Genomic DNA, 17,275 nt, shown 5'->3' with positions numbered 1-17,275 from the left:
ATTTACATATTGATGAAAAGAATGAAGTTATTAACACTATTGTGTCTTTGTATTTCTTTAACAGCTTGTGCACAACAAAACAACACAAAACCAACAGTATACACTGTTGGAGATTCAACTGTAAAAAATGGTCGGGGCGATGGTTCAGGTGGACTTTGGGGCTGGGGCGATTTTATCGGTCAGTTTTTAGACAGCACAAAAGTTAACGTTGAAAACCATGCTTTAGGGGGCACAAGTAGTCGTACCTATCAAAATTTAGGCTTATGGGATTCAGTTCAAAAGCAATTGAAGCGTGGTGATTATGTGATGATTCAGTTTGGACATAATGATAACGGTCCCGTTAATGATACTATTAGAGCACGCGGCACGATTAAAGGTATTGGTAACGAAACGGAAGAAATAATCAATATGATAACTGGAGAACATGAAATTGTCCACTCCTATGGTTGGTATATTGAAAAGGTAGTTAAAGAAACCCAGGCTAAGGGAGCGATTCCTATTATCATGTCACCAATTCCTAGAAACGACTGGCATAATGGTAAAGTACCTAGAAACGATAATTCTTATGGTTTATGGGCTAAAAAAATTGCCGAAAAAACAGGAGCCACTTTTATCAATCTAAACGAAAAGATGGCTGCGAAGCTAGAGAGCTTTGGAGAAGATAAAGTAACCGGCACTTATTTCTACAAACGTGACCACACGCATACTTCGGCTAGAGGAGCCGCGATGGCTGCTTCATTAATTATAAATGAACTAAAACAAACCGATAATTCTATAAAAAATTATATCCTCAACGATGTTAAAGTTGTCCTTCCAAAAAAGAAAAACATCTTCTTAATTGGTGATTCTACCATGGCAAGCAGCAGTAACCCAAACACCATTGGCTGGGGTGTACCCTTTCCGCAGTTTTGCGATACCACTCAAGTAAACGTAATTAACAAAGCGCGAGGTGGAAGAAGCACCAGAACATTTATCTACGAAGGCTTATGGGATACCGCTAAAAGCGAATTTAAAGAAGGAGATTATGTTGTTATTCAATTCGGACATAATGACGCAGGAAATATTGACAAAAAGAAATATAGGGGCTCTTTAAAAGGCATTGGAGACGAAATCCAGGAAGTGATGCGAGACAGCACGGGATTAGAAACCGTTCATACTTATGGCTGGTATCTAAAAAAGATGATTAATGATACTAAAGAAAAAGGTGCAAAACCAATTATTTTGAGTTTAACACCACGTAACGAATGGCCTAACGGAAAAGCTGAAAGACGCACCGATAGCTATGTAAAATGGGCTAAAGAAGTTGCTGAAGCTGAAGATGTACCGTTTTTTGATATAAATGATATTGTTGCCACAAAGTATGAAGCTTTAGGAAAAGATTATGTAAAAGCATTCTTCCCACAGGATCATACGCACACCAATTTACAAGGCGCCACGTTTACAGCTAAAACCGTCGCTGAACTATTCAAAAAATCAAAAACACTTGGGTTGAGAAGTTATATCTATTTTGATTAGTTATAATCCGTTTAACATCAATAAAAATGCTTTGATTCACTCGAAGCATTTTTATTTTATATAATTGAACGTGACCTACAAAAGCAGCATAAATTCTTCATCCTTTTGATTATGGAATAACCGATTTTAAAGTAATTTGTCCCATTTTCAATCCTTTACCACTTACTTTTAACTGAATGTCTCCAGCTTCCTTTGTGGTTTGGACCAAGACCACTAATTGACCACTAAAGAGCTTCATGGTTGGTAAATGAAACAATTCTAAAGATGTTGCATCTCCATTACATGCGGCGCGATAGGTTCCATTTCCTGCTACTTTAAATTGTAGTTGATTGGTTGCTGTTGAGCATGGGTTTCCTTTTTTATCGACTACCGAAACCCTAACAAAAGCCAAATCTTCTCCGTTCGCTTTTAATTCCTGTTTTTCTTGTTCCAAAATGATTCTATGAGGTTTTCCTGCAGTGCGAATTTCCTGTTCTTCAACAGAATTTCCATCATCATCGTAAGCAACGACTTTAAGTGTACCGGGTTCATATTTCACATCCATCCACATTAAACGATAACGATTTTGTGGTGTATCATGATTCTTTTTCTTAATCCCCATACTTTTTCCGTTAACAAACAATTCGGTACTGTTATAACTGGTATACACAAAAACAGGAGTCGTTTCTCCTTCCCGTCCTTCCCAATTCCAGTGTGGTAATATATGAAGCGTTTCATCTTGTGTATTCCATCGGCTGCGGTATAAATAAAAGCGATCCTTAGGCAGTCCTGCCAAGTCATTTATTCCGAAATACGAACTACGTGATGGCCATTTATCATCATAAGGTGTAGGTTCACCTAAATAATCAAAACCAGTCCAGACAAATTCCCCGATTACCCATGGTTTATCATCCTGAAGCACAAAATCATCATCCGGCAAATTAGACCAGCTACAATACTCTAAATCGTAAGAAGAACATTGAAAATCGTCGTATTGTTTCATACTAGCCTTTTCAACCGGAAACTTATAAATTCCCCTTGAACTTACCGTCGAAGCTGTTTCAGACCCGAGAATAAATCCTTGCGGAAATTTTTCAAAAGCCTCTTCATATAAATGCACACGATAATTTAATCCGGGCACATCCAACAAAGCTCCAAAACCTGATTTCATGGTTTGTGCTACACGATCCATACCAACCGTTACAGGGCGTGTTGGGTCTTCACGATGAAAAATATCCTGTAATCGCTTAGCACGTTTTACACCTTCGGCACCAAACTGATCAGGCACCTCGTTACCAGAACTCCACATCACAATGCATGGGTGATTGCGAGTGGCATGTATAAGGTTCACTAAATCCTTTTCAACATCAGCTTCAAAAAACTGATGATAGCCATTTTTAACCTTTGCTTTAGCCCATTCATCAAAACTTTCGGCTAAAAACATAAAGCCCATTTCGTCACACAATTCCAATTGTTCTAACGAAGGCATATTGTGTGAACTTCGAATGGCATCAACTCCCATATCTTTTAATATTCGCAGTTGTCTACGCAAAGCGGAAGTGTTTACAGCGGCTCCAATAGGTCCCAGATCGTGATGCAAACACACGCCTTTAAACTTTCTTACTTCACCATTTAAACTAAAGCCCTTATTAGCTTCATAAGCAATAGTGCGAATACCAAATTTTGTAAATATCTCATCGATTAATTTATCTTCTTTATACAACTTTAAAACCGCTGTGTACAAATATGGAGACTCCGGACTCCATAAATTTGGATTACTTACCAGAATGTTTTGATCGAATTGATTATCGAACAAGGTAGTTGTTCCGTTCGAAGCGACTTCTTTTCCATCAGCATCTAAAATTGTTGTAATCAGCTCTAAATTATTACCTGTAACGTTAGTTTTTACATTCACCTTGGCAACATCTTCTGAAACCAGTGGTGTGGTGATAAAGGTTCCCCAATGGTCTATACTCTCCTTATTTTTTACAATCAGTTGAACTTTTCTGTACAAACCTGCTCCAGGGTACCAACGTGAGGACTCACCTTGATTTGTCAAATGCACAGCTAACACATTGTCTTTTTCGAGAACATTGGTGATATCGAAATAAAAATAATTATAGCCGTAATTCCATTCACCAACTTTCTTCCCATTCACATAAACCTTTGGCTGACTCATAGCACTATCAAATGTTAATAACACTTTTTGATATGCCTTAACATCCGAAAGTTTGAAGGACTTACGATACCATCCATCGCCAATGTAAGGCAAAGCGCCTGTCCGTCCAGTTTTCTCAGTCGCTTCCATTTCACCGTTTTGTTCAATGGCTACGGTCTGCTTATCGATTTCTTTATCAAAAGGCCCGTAAATGGCCCAATCGTGAGGAACACTTACCACTTGCCATTTTGTATCGTCAAACCCTTTCTCGTAGGCAGATTGAATGTTTTCTTTTGAAAACTTCCAGCCTTCTTTTAAATCTATTACCTGTCTTGATTGCCCTGATAATTGAAAGGTGGATAATACAACTACTAGAACAATAAAATATGAAAAACGCATAAGCTGATAATTAAAACTACTAATCTAAATGAAAAACTTCTTTTAATGGCATGGCCACAGGAGAATGATCTGGATTTGTATCCATAATATCGGCCATATAAGTCCACCATTTTTTAACAATCGGGTGGTTTGGAAGTAAATCGTGATTAAAATCTTCACTAATTTTTTGAACCGCAAATAGGGTTAAAGTTTCTTCATCTAAAAAAATACTGTAATCCTGAATTCCGGTATCTGAAAGTAATTCTAAAAGTTCCGGCCAGATCTCGTCATGACGCTTTTTATATTCGGCTTCAAAACCTGGTTTTAATTTCATTTTAAAGGCGTTTCTAATAGTATTCTTTTTCATTTTAATTAGTATTTAAGTTTATATAAACAGGTGCATTACGATCGCAAACTATTTCACCATTCACACATTTTAATTCGGCGACCTGAATACATGTTTTTCTGGTTTTGTAAGCATCTTTTCCTTTGTTTTCTTGCGTTCGCCCTGGATGTGTAAAATAAAACACATAGGCTTTATCTCTATTAACTACAATATCGGGATGCCCTCCTTTTACTCTATCGCCTTCCCCAGTTCCTGGAATTTCCAGAATATTTTTTTCTTGTCGGTTCCAGTGTTCAAAATCATCAGACCAATATACACCTAATCCGCGCCAAGCATCGTTAACCATCCAGTTTTTGCCTTTCCAATGGAAAACATTTGGACCTTCACCTCGGTCTTTAACGACTTTTTTTCCACTATCTACCCAGTTATACAAATCTTTACTATCGGCATAATAAATAGATTTACCATCATTTTCATTATTATAATACATGCGCCAAGTTCCGTTTGGTAGTCTAAATACATCAGCATCGATACAGCGTTCTGAAGCCAATTCTAACTTAGATTGAAACACCCAATCCACCATATTTTTACTGGTTAAATGCACAATATAACGTGGATGATACCAGTCTTCAAAAATGCCCGGAACAATGGTTAAATACATATGATAAATACCATCATACTCTAAAACATCGGGAGCCCAATGAGTAACGTTCTCAATGTCATAATCGATATTACAAGTACCTTTGTACGTCCAGTGTGCTCCATCTTTAGATTCGGCTATTCCGATTTTTGTTCCATGAACCCAGGCTACACCGCTTAAAGTCGTGTCTTTTGCCCGTCGATTGGTATAATACATATACCAAACCTTGTCTATTTTATTCCAAAGAATTGACGGATCGGCAGCACCATCAAAAACGGGATCTCGAAATAAAGGTTTATCGGCTATACCTGCTTGAGTTGATTTTGGTTTTTGAGCACCACATATTGAACATATAATCAGCAATAGGATTAAACAAAGTAATTTGAATTTCATTTAACTTTGAATCTATTTTAATTCAACATTTACCGTTTTATCATCTTTTTCAAACTGATTTTGAAGCAACTCTTTTATCTTTTCTGCCACCTTCGGTTGTTCGTCAATCATATTATGTTTTTCTTCCGGATCGTTTTCAATGTTATATAATTGATACAGTGCAGGTGAACCATCTTTATGACGATTTCTTATAATTTTCCATGGCTTATGAATCAAACTTTCCTGAATATGCCCTCGTACGTAAATATCGTGATTGGTTTCTACTTTACTATTTTCAATAGATGACCAAACATTTACCCCCTCAACATTTTTTGGAATGTCTTCACCTATTAAACTTAAAATAGTCGGCATCACATCGCTTATTGCCATGTAATTCGAATTCTCTTCCGGTTGTAATTTACCTTTCCAATAAACAATCGCTGGCACTCGAATAGCACCCTCGTAATTAGAGGTTTTCCAGTCGCGCAACGGAAAATTACTTCCTAAAACCTGATTTGCTTTAAATTTACCATCATATTGATACGTTGGATACCAGTTTTCCATAGCGCCATTATCACTAATAAAAAGCACCAACGTATTTTCATCGAGATGCTGTTCTTTTAAAGTTTTAAGCACTTTACCTATAGCATGATCCATATGAGTCATTGCTGCCGCAAAATCAACTCGGCTACTGTCTTTTATGGTTTTATAGTATTGTTTCTTCCATTTTTCTTCTTCCTGTAGGGGAAAATGCGGTGCACTATAAGCCAGTTGTACGTAGAAATTCTTAGCTGTATCTCGTTTTTTGGTCAACCACTCTATTGCCTCCTTTGTCACTAAATCGGTAGTGTGCCCTTCTTCTTCAATCATTTTATCATTCCTGTACCAACTAGCATCTCCGTTTTTATAACGGTGCGTATACTGATCGATTTGCCCATGTAAAAACCCATAAGAATAATCAAAACCAAAAGCGTTTGGTCCGTTGTAAATATCTAAACCTAAATGCCATTTTCCAAACAAAGCATTTTGATAATTTTTCTTTTTTAAAGCCTGAGGTAATGTGGTAATCGAATCGGGCAAGGTTTTATTACTCTTTCCGCTAATAGGTGCAACAACTCCAATACGACTGGAAGGCATACCTGTTAATAACGATACCCGTGAAGGTGAACAGGTGGGATTAGCATAAAATCTGTTAAGTTTTACTCCGTTATTTGCCAGACTATTAATATTGGGTGTACTGATTTCAGAACCATTATAACCTACATCATTCCATCCGGCATCATCAGCAATAATAACTAAAACGTTAAGTCCTTGATTTGCTTTTTTGACAGCTTCCTTTTGATTTGAAGTATTTTTACATGCTGCAAACAAAAGAAACAAAAAATAAAGTGAAGTGGATGGTAAAAACCTAATACTCATGAATATTAATTATGTTTTAAAAAGTTAGTTGGAAGATAAAGATATCTGTTTGATTATGGAATAGTATCCTGTGGTATGCTGCAATATTTCATTCCTTTCGCAAAAATCAACCTTTCACATCTCGTATTCCCAACAAAAACAGGACGCTACAGGATACTATTTATAAACGTAAAAAATACTTTTACTATCCAATTAAACAAATAACCATTATTAATGACCAAAATCGCTTACGTCTATTTAATAGCCTCTGTTTTCCTTTTTACTTCATGTAGAGAGCAAACTTACCCTGTACAAACTTCTAAAATCGAAGTAGAAGCTCCTTTTAAAATGCCTGCAATTACAGTTCCTGACTTTAACAAATGTGAACAATTTGACATCACCAATTTTGGAGCTGTTAAGGGCAATAAAGAACTAAACTCGAAAGCTATTTCAGACGCTATTAGTGAAGCTAATAAAATTGGCGGTGGTATTGTGGTTATCCCTGAAGGCGAATGGATTACAAAAACCATTCATCTAAAAAGCAATGTTAATCTACATTTAAATAAAGGTTCTGTTTTATTATTTTCTGAAGCTCCTGAAGATTATCTACCAGCTGTAAACACAACTTGGGAAGGCATGGAATGCTACAATTACTCTCCGCTTATTTATGCCTATCAATGTAAAAATATAGCCATCACTGGCCAAGGTAAATTAAAAGCCAAAATGGATGTTTGGGAAACCTGGTTTCCGCGTCCAGAGCCTCATATGAATAGCTTAAAGCGCCTTTACAATTTGGCATCCTATAATAAGCCTGTTGAAGAACGTCAAATGGTAAACGACTCAGCTCATTTTCGTCCGCAGTTTATTCAGTTCAACAGAAGTCGAAACATTTTATTAGAAGGTATTTCTATTGAAAACAGTCCGTTTTGGACCATTCACCCCTACCTTTCAAAAGATGTTGTGATTAGAAATTTGAATGTGTATGCTCACGGACATAACAACGATGGTGTTGACCCCGAAATGAGTGAAAACGTATTGATTGAAAACTGCGTTTTCGACCAAGGTGACGATGCCATTGCCATAAAATCTGGCAGAAATCAGGATGCCTGGCGCTTAAATACGCCTTCAAAAAACATTGTCATGCGAAATTGCACAATGAAAAACGGTCATCAATTGGTGGCTATTGGCAGTGAACTTTCAGGGGGTATAGAAAATGTTTTTGTAGACAACTGTAATGTGATTGAAGGGGCGAAAATGTTTCATCTGGTATTTATAAAAACTAACGAACGTCGTGGCGGTTATGTCAAGAACATTTTTGTTGAAAACATAAAAGCAGGTAAAATCGCCAATGGTGTTTTAGGTATAGAAACCGATGTAGTTTACCAATGGAGGGATTTAGTACCGACTATTGAAAGAAGACTAACACCGATTAGTGATGTTTACCTAAAAAATGTATCGGCAACAGAAACCGAATATCTATCAAAAATATTTGGTCAGGCAGAGCTTCCTATCGAGAATGTTTTTCTCAAAAATGTATCAGTAGACAACATCCTAAAGGAAAAACATATCCATGAAAACGTAATTAATTTTATGGAAAATTAATAATTGATTTAATTACAAATGAAAACATAAAACCAACTCCTTCAACTAAAACTAAACCAATGAGACCTTTAAATATTCTATTAACAGGGTTATTACTTCTGCATTTTTCATGCAAGAGCAATACCTCCGAAAACAAAACATCAAAAGATTTAACGACCAGCACTTTTCCTTTAATGGAAACTGGTAAGGAAAGTTCATTAGCCAAAGTTTGGATCGATTCTACTACTGGTCATAAAGTTGAAAAACTAGTCGACAGACCCGGAGACAACCGTAGCTTTTACTTTCATAATAACCCGTTTTTAAAATCGGAAGACGGAACTGAAGATTTAATGATTTTTTCTGGTTCTTCTGAAACAGGAAATCAATTTTTCACTGTGAATCTAAACACAAAAAAAGTTCTTCAAATTACTGATAAACCTGGAAATAAACGCGGAGAAATTATCGGACCGAGATCGAGAAAAGTCTTTTATATGATTAAAGACAGTGTATTTACTACCCATATCGACACCCAAAAAACCGAATTCATCTATAAATTTAATGATGATGTTATTGGTTCTGTAACCACTTTAAATGCAGATGAAACCTTACTCGGCAGTGCTTTAATTACCAAAGAAGAAAACGAAATCTTTAAAAAGAACCCTAAAAAATCCAGTTATTTTGATAAGGTTTACGAAGCAAAATTAGAACGAAGCCTTATTACCATTAATGTAAACACTAAAGAATTTAAGGATATATACTCTGAAAATGCCTGGTTAAACCATATTCAGTTTTCACCAACTAACCCAGATTTGTTAATGTATTGTCACGAAGGCCCATGGCATAAGGTTGACCGCATCTGGAACATCAACATAAAAACGAAAGACACCACATTAATACACAAAAGAACCGTGGAACGAGAAATTGCGGGTCATGAATTTTTCAGCCCTGACGGAAACACCATTTGGTTTGATTTACAAATTCCGCGAAGCGTTACTTTTTATCTCTCTGGAAAAAATCTAGAAACAGATAAAGAAACACGCTACGCACTAAAAAGAGATGAATGGTCTATTCATTACAACATTTCACCTGACCAAAAAACATTTACCGGTGATGGTGGTGATCCAGGTCAGGTAGCACGTGCTAAAGACGGAATGTGGTTATATCATTTCACTCCAAAAGGAGACAGTCTAGTTTCTGAAAAACTGGTTAATATGAAACATCACAACTACGATTTAGAGCCTAATGTGCATTTTTCTCCTAACGGAAAACAAATTATCTTTAGAGCTAACTTTGAAGGAAGTTCTCAAATTTACGCAGTCGATATCGCCAAAACATCAACATTAAACTAAACCTATATTTTACAAGTTTCCATGAAAATTCAATCGACATATATCCTCCTATTTTTGACGTACTTTACGCTACTTAATTGTAATAATAAAACCACAAACTACGAATCACCCTGGCCTGAACAAACCAATACGACCAAACCCTGGACGCGTTGGTGGTGGATGGGAAGTGCAGTCGATAAACCAAACATTAAATCACATTTAATTGCTTTTGAAAAAGCAGGATTAGGCGGTGTTGAAATCACCCCGATTTATGGTGTTAAAGGTGAAGAAGAAAACTTTATCGACTTCTTGTCCCCTAAATACATGGATATTCTGGATTATACAATTCATATTGCCGACAGTCTGAATATGGGTGTCGATATGGTTTTAGGAACAGGCTGGCCTTATGGAGGACCGCAAGTAACACCCGAGCATGCCGCTACCCAATTATTAATAGAAAAATATGTTGTTAAAGAGGGTACAGTTTTTAATAATAAAATAGAATTCAAAGATAAAAAACAGCTGGGTTTAGCAAAATTATTACATGTTGTGGCTTTTGATAAGGATGGAAATACTCGAGAAATAAGACCCATATTAAACCAGCAAGTACTGGATACTGATGTCACAATTTATGCTGTATTTAGCGGAAAAACACGTCAGCAAGTAAAACGTGCAGCGCCAGGTGGCAGCGGTTATACCTTAGACCACTACTCTACCGATGCTTTAAATGAATACGTCGTACCTTTCAATGAAGCTTTAACTGGATTCGACGGAAAAATCCGTGCTATTTTCAATGATAGTTACGAAGTGTATGATACCACATTTACACCTGAGTTTTTTGAAGCTTTTAAAACACGTCGAGGTTATGATGTATTGCCGTATTTACAACAACTTTTAGATACGACCAATAGTGATATTAGCAACCGAATTAAAAGTGATTACCGAGAAACCTTATCAGATTTATTACTGAATCAATTTGATATACCGTGGACTGAATGGGCAAACTCAAAACAATTCAAAACAAAATTACAAGCGCATGGCTCGCCTGGAAACCTTATAGATTTATATGCTTCGGCTGATATTCCGGAATGTGAAACTTTTGGTTCTATGCCTTATGACATTCCTGGGTTTAGACGTGAATTAGACGATATTCGTGAAGGTGATGCCGACCCGGTGATGTTAAAATTCTCGTCTTCGGCAGCCCATATTGCCGGCAAACCCTTAACCTCATCGGAAACCTTTACCTGGCTACGCGACCACTTTAAAACCGCTTTATCACAATGTAAACCTGAGGTAGAAGATTTAATGCTTAACGGCATTAACCACGTATTTTTGCATGGTTCCACCTACTCGCCAGAACGCGCGGCTTGGCCGGGATGGAAATTCTATGCATCGGTTAATTTCAACCCGAATAACACTATTTGGGAAGACGTGCCATCGCTGTTTTCATATATTTCAAATTGTCAATCCATGCTTCAATCCGGGCAACCGGACAACGAAACTTTGCTGTACTGGCCTATCTACGATACTTGGGGGAAAAACTTAAACAACACTTTATTCTTTCAGTTTAAAATTCACTCTTTAGACGAATGGCTTCACGACACACCATTTTATAAAACATGTAAAAGTTTAATGAGAAAAGGCTATAACGCTGATTTTATTTCAGATGAATTTATTGCTAAATCTTCTGTTAAAGATGGACTTATTGTTTTACCGGGCGGAACTTACAAATCCTTAGTCGTTCCCGATTCTGAATTTATGCCACTTGAAACCTTAAGGAAGTTAATGGAATTAAAACAGTCTGGTGCACATATTATTTTTGAAGGTCTTCCGGAATCGGTTCCAGGGTTTAATAACTATGAAAATCAAAATAAAGAGCTATCAGATTTAATTTCAAATAATGAAAACGTATTTCAACCAACAACAAATTTATTCATCGATTTAAAAGCGGCGAATGTAAACCCAGAAACTTTAGTTGAAACCGGCTTGAAATTCATTAGAAGAGATAGTAATGGTGAAAAAATATACTATATTGTTAATCATACATCTAAAACTATAGACGACTTTGTTCCTATTGCTATTGGCTATAAAGAAGTTATTATTTTAGATCCGTTAACGCGCAACGTTGGAAATGCCATTGTTAAAAAAGAAGAAAACAGAACCCTAGTAAAACTTCAAATTGAACCCGGCAAATCTTATATTTTAAAAACTGAAAACAGCAAGTCTCAAAAAGACTGGAATTATTTTGAAGCTTCCGCGGAAGCGATTCCATTAACAGGAACCTGGAACATCAATTTTGAAAAAGGCGGTCCACAACTTCCTGCCTCAGCAACAATAGATTCATTACAATCATGGACCAATTTAAATCCTGAGGCCGAAGGTTTTTCTGGATCGGCTTCTTATTCCATCCAATTCGATACTCCAAAAATTGATGCCGATAACTGGAAACTCAACTTAGGCGATGTTAGAGAAAGTGCTAAGGTTTGGCTGAATGGCACCTTAATTGGTGATGTCTGGTCAGCTCCTTTCAACATTCAATTAGGTGAACTAAAAAAAGGAACAAACGAATTAAAAATAGAGGTTACCAATTTACCTGCAAACCGTATTCGTGCTAAAGAATTAAGAGGCGAAGAATGGAAAATCTTTTACGAAATTAACATGGTTAATAAAGATTATCAAAAATTCGACGCCACCCTTTGGAGCCCGATACCTTCAGGACTTTTAGGCCCAGTAACCTTAACTCCTTTAAAAAAGACAATATACTAATAAACGTACCATATGAAAAAGTATTTTTTATCACTCAGCTTAGGACTTTTAATTTCAGGATTAAGTTTGGCTCAGCAACCATTCAACAAAAAAGAAGTCTTAGAAGACATGCAACTTGCCAACAAATATTTTATGGAAAAATGGCAAGACGTGGGCAAAACGATTATCACAAATAAAGAACGTCCAAGTAACATTTGGACGCGTGGCGTGTATTATGAAGGGCTCATGGCATTGTATGAAATTTATCCAGATGAAGCTTACTACAACTATGCTTATGATTGGGCAGAATTTCATAACTGGGGTTTTAGAAACGGCAATGCCAATAGAAATGCAGACGATTATTGTGCGGCTCAAACCTATATCGACTTATACAATTTAGAGCCTGATTCCAAAAAACTAAGAAACACAAAGGCTTGTATAAACATGTTATTAAACACACCTCAATTAGATGACTGGTCGTGGATTGATGCCATTCAAATGGGGATGCCTGTATTTGCCAAATTAGGCGTTTTAGAAAACGATAATCGCTACTTCGAAAAAATGTACGAGATGTATATGTATACCAGAGATAAACATGGCGACAACGGACTTTACAATCCTAAAGATGGTCTATGGTGGCGCGATGCCGATTTCGATCCGCCTTACACAGAACCTAATGGAGAAGATTGTTACTGGAGTCGTGGTAACGGCTGGGTTATTGGTGCCTTGGCAAAGGTGTTATCAATTATTCCTGAAGACGCACCACACCGCGATCAATATATTAAAGATTTAAAAGCTATGGCCGAAGCCTTAGTACCTATTCAGCGTAATGATGGGTTTTGGAACGTAAGCTTACACGATGCTTCGCATTTTGGTGGCAAAGAAACTTCTGGGACGGCTTTATTTATTTACGGAATGGCTTACGGCATTAATAATGGGTTTTTAAGTAAAGACAAATACCTCCCGGTTATTGAAAAAGGCTGGAATGGCATTATTCACGAAGCATTGAACGACAACGGATTCCTTGGTTATTTACAATCTACAGGAAAAGAACCTAAAGATGGTATGCCTTTATCATACACCAAAGTTCCGGATTTCGAAGATTATGGTTTAGGATGTTTTCTTTTAGCCGGTGCTGAAATTTATAGAATGAAGTAATTAAGTTTCCCCTTTCTTATGTTGAAAATTGAATTTATTACTATTAAAAAACTTTTAAGTTCATCAATCTTATTGATGAACTTAATTGTATATGCCCAGTTCAAAAACATTAAAAACGATACCTTTTGGAACACCGTTGACGGAAAACCTATTTATAGTCAGGGTGGTGGTATTTTCATCTTCCCCAATCCGAAAACCGGCGAAGACACTTACTATTGGTATGGTGCATATTACAAAGAAGCCGAATTATACCGCAAAGACCCATCATACACACAACCTAAAGACAATTTTGTTGCTGTCACCTGTTACAGTTCTAAAGATTTAGTCAACTGGACATTTGAAAATAGCGTATTGGAGAAAGCCGAAGCCTTATCATATGATAAAAACACGCGTTGGATGGGGAGATTGGGTGTTGTTTATGTTCCTGAAATGAAACAATATGCTTTGTTTATTCAGCATAATGCAGGTGTTTTAATTGCATTATCCGATGTGCCTAACGGAAACTTTAAATGGCACCGACGTCTAGATATGACAGAAATGATTGGCACATCAAATACCGGCGACCAAACCGTTTTCACTGATTACGACACCGGAAAATCGTATCTGGTATATTCTTACGGACGCGGACGTAACAAAATATACATTTCAGAAATTGGCATAAAAAACGGAAAAGTAGACTTACTGGATTGCACTCAAATTTACAAAGGCAAAGGACGTGAGGGTAACTGCATGTTTAAATACAATAACAAGTATTATGTATTTGCATCAAATCTTTATGGCTGGGATTCATCATATGCCTATTATCTGGTTGCCGAAAACATTAAAGGTCCCTACACCCCAACTAACGAAATGTTGGTCACACCAGGCTGTATGGACGACTTTGCGCATATTACACAAACCGGATTTTTTATAAACGTAAAAGGAAGCAAACAGGAAACTGTAGTTTATTGTGGCGATCGCTGGGCTAATTTTGCAGGCAATGGGTTGGGTTATAACCAATGGATGCCTTTGTCTTTTGAAGATGACACCCCTGTTTTCAACTCACTAAATTCATGGAACTTAAATGCATCTACCGGTGAATGGCAGATTGCCAGCGATAATAATTATGTTAAAAACTCAAGTTTTGAAGCCGACAGAAGAGCTATTCCTTCTCCAGAAAAACCTATTCAGGAACATATTACCGGATGGATAACGCAAGTATATCAGGGGAATGCTATTCTAGTTGGAGATTCCGAATCACCTCAAATTAATTATTTCAACACTCAAGAAGATCGTAAACATGTTATTGGTGAAAAAAGTCTGAATATTGAAGATAAAGTTGATTTTAAACGTAACGTATTTCAATTTATAGAATCTACTCCCACTGTTGAATTACCTGATGGAGTCTATACCTTAACTGCGAAAATAAAAACCAATGGCAATTTCAAAATATTAAATATGTATGCTGAAAGTGGTGGGTTTGAGAAACATGTTTCTATTACCAACAAAACGGGAAACTGGTCAACCATTACTCTTAACAATATTGAAGTAAAAAATGGAAAAGTAGAAATCGGCTTTTATGCCGATGGCCAAGCGGGTGCAAATTGCCAGATTGACGATATTTCATTCATGAAAACCCATTAAAATGAACATTCAATTAAAAGTTTCTAAAAACATGAAGAAGTAATAATAACTCTTGATTACTTTCTCTCAAAAAATTAATCGAAAATCACACAATTCCTTAAATTGAAAACCCAAAATCATTTACTAAAAATTATATAAAATGAAAACTATAAACCGCATATCATTTCTATTTGTTGGATTAATTTTAGGATTTACCATTAATAGTTTCGCACAACATGATGAAATGCTGCTTTGGCAGACAATTCCGGAAGCCATAGAAAATAAAAATTATAAAGAGGAATTCCGATTAGACTCCAATGGGACACCTAATGCTATTCGACAAGTATCTATTCCTACTCTTAAACCTTTTTTGGTTGAAAGTACGACCCCCAAAACCCCTGCTGTTGTGGTTTGTCCTGGAGGGGGTTACAGTGTGTTGTCACACATCAAAGAAGGTGATAAAATAGCAGAATGGTTAAATTCCCTTGGTATTTCTGCTTTTGTCTTAAAATACCGACTCCCAAGCGACGCCATTATGAAAGATAAAGCCATTGGTCCATTACAGGATGCACAAGAAGCTATTAGAACCTTACGTCGAAATGCAGATAAATGGCATCTTGATGTTAACAAAATTGGAATTATTGGGTTTTCAGCTGGTGGTCATTTAGCGTCAACAGCTTCCACACATTATAACGATAAAGTTTATAAAGCTGATAATATTAGTGCTAGACCAGATTTTTCAATGCTTATTTATCCAGTGATTTCCATGGAAGACGGTATTACTCATAATGGATCTAAAGTGAGCTTGTTGGGGAAAAATGCATCAAAAGAATTGATTAAAAAATATTCAAACGAAAAGCAAGTCAATGAAAACACACCGCAAACCATTTTAATTCACTCTACCGACGACCATGCTGTTCCGGTTGAAAACAGTATCAACTACTACTTAGCCTTAAAAAAGCTTAAAGTTCCGGCAGAAATACATATTTATAAAGATGGTGGTCATGGTTTTGGTTTAGGTAGAAAAGGCACACATACCCAATGGTCTGAAGCCTGTGAAAACTGGCTAAGAGATAATAAAATTATTTCCGAAAAACCAGTTTACATGTTTTCGTATTTTAAAGGTAATGGTGAAGACGGTTTACATTTAGCGTATAGTGAAGATGGCTATAAATGGACCTCTCTCAAAAACGACTCGTCTTTTTTAAGACCTGAAGTTGGCAAGGATAAATTGATGCGTGACCCTTGTATTATTAAAGGAGGCAATGGACTTTACCACATGGTTTGGACCGTTAGTTGGACAGATAAAGGGATTGGTTATGCATCTTCAAAGGATTTAATTAACTGGTCTAAGCAAAAATTCATTCCGGTTATGGCTCACGAAGAAGGCGCAAGAAACACTTGGGCTCCCGAGATTACTTACAATAATAAAACTGGTGAATACATGATTTATTGGGCAACAACTATTATTGGAAAATTTCCAGAAACACAAACGGTTGAAGACGCAGGATACAACCATAGAATGTACTACACTAAAACCAAAGATTTTGAAACCTTTACACCTACAAAACTATTTTACGAACCAGGGTTTAATGTTATAGATGCAACCATTAAGCAATATGACACTAACAAATACGTGATGTTTTTAAAGGATGAAACTAAAAAGCCCGTTCAGAAAAACTTAAAAGTTGCTTTTAGTGACGAGATTGACGGTCCTTATTCTGAGGCTAGTGCTCCTATCACAGGAAAATTCTGGGCAGAAGGACCAACAGCCATTAAAATGAATGGAAAATGGATTGTATATTTCGATAAATATACCGATCATAAATATGGCGCAGTTCAATCAACCGATTTAAAACACTGGGAAGATATCTCTAATAAAATTGAATTTCCCTCAGGAACAAGACACGGAACTATATTTACCATTTCTCAAGAAGAGTTTCAAAAACTAAAAAACCAATAGGTAAATACAAAAACTCTGAAAAACAATATATTATACAGGTAAGTACAGGATACCTTTCTCTTAATTAGGATTTACTTTAGAATAAAATTTAATAAATGTAAAAATTACACTA

Annotated in this window: 11 protein-coding genes; 7 read left to right on the top strand and 4 right to left on the bottom strand. The window is 36.4% G+C overall.

From position 1 onward, the window contains the following. The first annotated feature begins 12 nt into the window (after positions 1–12). Complete coding sequence (locus tag ICJ84_RS01890) at positions 13–1,515, top strand: rhamnogalacturonan acetylesterase (protein ID WP_188214666.1); 1,503 nt, start codon at positions 13–15, stop codon at positions 1,513–1,515. A 109-nt stretch (positions 1,516–1,624) separates the two neighbouring features. Here the strand turns inward: ICJ84_RS01890 and ICJ84_RS01885 are convergent, their stop codons facing one another. Genes ICJ84_RS01885 through ICJ84_RS01870 form a run of 4 tightly spaced genes read right to left on the bottom strand, consistent with a single transcriptional unit; the run spans position 1,625 to position 6,807 of the window. After that, positions 1,625–4,051 (bottom strand): DUF4982 domain-containing protein, encoded by a 2,427-nt coding sequence (locus tag ICJ84_RS01885; RefSeq protein ID WP_188214665.1) that lies wholly within the window; start codon positions 4,049–4,051, stop codon positions 1,625–1,627. Between the two features lie 19 nt (positions 4,052–4,070). Next, positions 4,071–4,397 carry an L-rhamnose mutarotase gene (rhaM, locus tag ICJ84_RS01880; RefSeq protein ID WP_188214664.1) on the bottom strand — a complete coding sequence of 109 codons (327 nt, stop codon included), beginning with the start codon at positions 4,395–4,397 and terminating at the stop codon, positions 4,071–4,073. Between the two features lies 1 nt (position 4,398). After that, positions 4,399–5,409 (bottom strand): family 43 glycosylhydrolase, encoded by a 1,011-nt coding sequence (locus tag ICJ84_RS01875; RefSeq protein ID WP_188214663.1) that lies wholly within the window; start codon positions 5,407–5,409, stop codon positions 4,399–4,401. Positions 5,410–5,421: 12 nt separating this feature from the next. Then, complete coding sequence (locus ICJ84_RS01870; RefSeq protein WP_188214662.1) at positions 5,422–6,807, bottom strand: sulfatase-like hydrolase/transferase; 1,386 nt, start codon at positions 6,805–6,807, stop codon at positions 5,422–5,424. 213 nt (positions 6,808–7,020) lie between these two features. Between ICJ84_RS01870 and ICJ84_RS01865 the strand changes: the two genes are divergently transcribed. From ICJ84_RS01865 to ICJ84_RS01840, 6 genes are all read left to right on the top strand, one after another. Beyond that, positions 7,021–8,388, top strand: a complete 1,368-nt coding sequence (locus tag ICJ84_RS01865; protein WP_188214661.1) for a glycoside hydrolase family 28 protein — start codon at positions 7,021–7,023, stop codon at positions 8,386–8,388. A gap of 59 nt (positions 8,389–8,447) precedes the next feature. Beyond that, positions 8,448–9,716 (top strand): oligogalacturonate lyase family protein, encoded by a 1,269-nt coding sequence (locus tag ICJ84_RS01860; protein ID WP_188214660.1) that lies wholly within the window; start codon positions 8,448–8,450, stop codon positions 9,714–9,716. 21 nt (positions 9,717–9,737) lie between these two features. Beyond that, positions 9,738–12,461 carry a glycosyl hydrolase gene (locus ICJ84_RS01855; RefSeq protein ID WP_188214659.1) on the top strand — a complete coding sequence of 908 codons (2,724 nt, stop codon included), beginning with the start codon at positions 9,738–9,740 and terminating at the stop codon, positions 12,459–12,461. A gap of 12 nt (positions 12,462–12,473) precedes the next feature. Further along, entirely contained in the window at positions 12,474–13,598 is a 1,125-nt protein-coding gene (locus ICJ84_RS01850) for a glycoside hydrolase family 88/105 protein (RefSeq protein ID WP_188214658.1), read from the top strand. A gap of 75 nt (positions 13,599–13,673) precedes the next feature. Next, entirely contained in the window at positions 13,674–15,221 is a 1,548-nt protein-coding gene (locus tag ICJ84_RS01845; RefSeq protein WP_241748660.1) for a family 43 glycosylhydrolase, read from the top strand. Between the two features lie 139 nt (positions 15,222–15,360). Next, positions 15,361–17,163, top strand: a complete 1,803-nt coding sequence (locus ICJ84_RS01840) for a prolyl oligopeptidase family serine peptidase (protein ID WP_188214656.1) — start codon at positions 15,361–15,363, stop codon at positions 17,161–17,163. The last annotated feature ends 112 nt before the right edge of the window (positions 17,164–17,275 follow it).

The organism is Aestuariibaculum suncheonense, from assembly GCF_014596935.1.
Taxonomy (GTDB): domain Bacteria; phylum Bacteroidota; class Bacteroidia; order Flavobacteriales; family Flavobacteriaceae; genus Aestuariibaculum; species Aestuariibaculum suncheonense.
This window is presented reverse-complemented; position numbering and strand designations above follow the sequence as displayed.